Genomic DNA, 1,705 nt, shown 5'->3' with positions numbered 1-1,705 from the left:
TGCGGCTCGTGGAGGTCCTGGCGGGTAGCGGGGAGGAGATGGACTGTCGGCAGCTCGCGGCGGCCTTGGGTCTGGAGGTGGTCGCGGCGAAGGTGGAGGGAGTGCGGTCGAAGGTGAAGCGCCTGGCCGTGCGGGGCTGGCTGGCCGAGGAACGCCCGGGGATGTTCAGCGTGCTCGCCGGGCGAGTCGGCGGCTCATGACCATGCTCATCGACCACCGGATCATCGCCTCGGAGGTGTCGGTGCGGGTCTCGTAGTCGCGGACCAGGCGGCGCGAGTGCATCAGCCATGCGAACGTCCGTTCCACCAGCCACCTTTTCGGCAGCACCACGAAGCCCGTGGCGTCGTGGGTGCGTCTGACCACCGTCAGTGCTGCACGCACCTTGTGGAGGATCCACCGCAAGCATCCCTGGCTTGCACAGGTCGGCTCCCTCACCCGCCCCCTGCTGCTTCCGGCCCTGATGATCCACGCGGAATGGGCGCTTGCCGCCCTCGACGGCCACGGCCTCGATCCGGAGACCATGCTCGACCTGCACGTCCTGCTCTACAGCTACATCCACGGGATCGCCGTGCACCTGGAACGGGAAACCCACGCCGAGGCCGCCACCGGCCTGTCCGAGGACCAGTGGATGGACCGTCAGGCCCCCGCCTTCGCGGCGGTCACTGCGGCGACCCGATATCCCGTATTCACCAGGATCGCCAGCAGCTGCAAGGACGGTTACGACCTCGACTTGGACAGGCTGTTCGAGTTTGGCCTCAAGCCGCTCCTCGACGGCATCGCCCTCATCATCGAGGCTGCGTGACGGCGATGAGGTGCTGATCCTGCTTGCCGACCGCCACCTTGCGCCGCCCCACCGACGTCCGATGATCTGCGAGGTTCGGACTGGTGTCACGGCGTGTGGTCGCCGGCGGCCGACGCGGCCCGCCTCCACCTGTACCCGGACGCCGGCGCCGTCCTCGGCCGGGCCATCAGACCCGACACCACCGCGACCGGCCGACCGCTGCTGCTCCCGGCGATGACCGGCGCGTCCTACCAGTGGCGCTGACCTTCTGTGCCGAGACACGCTGGATGTCACCGGCTGTAGATCGTGACCTGCGGTTTCTGCCTTGTTGGGACAGGCTGGTTGGCACCGTTTGGCCATCCTTCTTGTCACCAACGGGGCACGGTCGGTCTTGTTGCCACCGGTTTCGAATTGGACCGTGGAGCTGCGCGAACCGGAGCTGGGCCGGGTTCAACCGGTGGGCGCACGTCGTCCTCCGGGTCTGCCCGCGAAGCTGCGGCCGTCAGCTGTCCCTTCCGCCGGGCAGCCGGTTCCTCCTTCCCGCTGCGAGTGGTTCTCGGGGGCTACCGCCGAGCCTTCGGCGGGCAGGGCGCCCGCGAAGAGATCACCGAGCAGCACGGCGCCGACCTGGTCCGATCATTGCGCTTGGACGTGCCAGCCCCGGTGGCCGGGACGGCCACCGGGGCTGGGCGTGGTGCGGGGCGGTCAGCTGATCCAGTTGGCGGGCACGTTGGCGTCGGTGCCGTGCTTGGTGATCTGCCCGTCGTAGAGGATCTTGTTCCTCTGGCCGACGTCGATGACCACCAGGCGGTCGCCCTTGATGAGCTGGATCTGGGTGTTGACGGTGAGGACCGCGTCGAAGGAGCCGGTGACGCTGGCGGGGAGGTTGACGAACGTGCTGTGCTTAGTGATCTACGAGCCGCT

2 protein-coding genes and 2 pseudogenes are annotated in these 1,705 nt (G+C 68.3%); 3 read left to right on the top strand and 1 reads right to left on the bottom strand.

The features are described from left to right. Positions 1–200, top strand: a pseudogene (locus ACZ3UD_RS37665) (hypothetical protein); the annotation flags it as partial. Here ACZ3UD_RS37665 and ACZ3UD_RS37660 read toward each other — a convergent pair. After that, positions 166–363, bottom strand: a pseudogene (locus ACZ3UD_RS37660) (transposase); the annotation flags it as partial. The pseudogenes ACZ3UD_RS37665 and ACZ3UD_RS37660 overlap by 35 nt on opposite strands. Between ACZ3UD_RS37660 and ACZ3UD_RS37655 the strand changes: the two are divergent. Further along, a complete protein-coding gene (locus ACZ3UD_RS37655) occupies positions 338–802 on the top strand; it encodes a TetR/AcrR family transcriptional regulator C-terminal domain-containing protein (protein WP_465598618.1) in 465 nt (154 codons plus the stop codon). The pseudogene ACZ3UD_RS37660 and the gene ACZ3UD_RS37655 overlap by 26 nt on opposite strands. 93 nt (positions 803–895) lie before the next feature. Beyond that, positions 896–1,045 carry a hypothetical protein gene (locus tag ACZ3UD_RS37650; protein ID WP_465598615.1) on the top strand — a complete coding sequence of 50 codons (150 nt, stop codon included), beginning with the start codon at positions 896–898 and terminating at the stop codon, positions 1,043–1,045. The last annotated feature ends 660 nt before the right edge of the window (positions 1,046–1,705 follow it).

This window comes from Kitasatospora sp. NPDC023118 (assembly GCF_055560875.1).
The sequence above is the reverse complement of the archived record's forward strand: the minus strand, read 5'-3'. Positions and strand labels throughout refer to the sequence as shown.